The organism is Psychroserpens jangbogonensis (assembly GCF_000797465.1).
GTDB classification, from domain to species: Bacteria; Bacteroidota; Bacteroidia; order Flavobacteriales; family Flavobacteriaceae; genus Psychroserpens; species Psychroserpens jangbogonensis.
The window spans coordinates 1-441 of sequence record NZ_JSWG01000002.1 but is presented as its reverse complement, the minus strand read 5'-3'; the positions used below and the strand labels follow the sequence as shown (position 1 = coordinate 441).

Sequence of the window (441 nt, the reverse complement as noted above, 5' to 3'; positions counted from 1 at the left end):
GATGGTGATCCAGATGATCCCTATTCCAGAGAATCCAAGTATTATAGCAGAGAAGAGTGCTAGTGTTACAGATAATGGTGATGGTGTATTAGGAGCAGGCGATGTAATCAACTATACAATCACAGTAGAGAACACCGGAAATGTAACCCTGACCAATGTTGGATTAGTGGATACCTTAACGAACTTAGATGGAACTGTTCTAACAGTTACAGGACCAACATTTGATAGTTCAGATCAAGGAAGTTTAGAAGGGATATTATTAGTTAATGAGATAGCGACATACTTAGCAAGTTATACCATCACGCAAGCTGATGTAGATGCAGGTGGAGTAAGTAATACTGTATTAGCAGATGGTGATAGTCCGGCAGGCACGAATGTTACAGATGAGAGTGATGATCCAAATGATACAGATGATGTAGATCCTGATGGAGATGGTGATCC

The 441-nt window shown here is 40.4% G+C and carries 1 protein-coding gene; it reads left to right on the top strand.

Going from position 1 to position 441, the window contains the following annotated elements; translation table 11 throughout:
- Positions 1-441: DUF7507 domain-containing protein (locus RH81_RS01940; RefSeq protein ID WP_152604767.1), on the top strand; the 441-nt coding region annotated here is incomplete at both ends.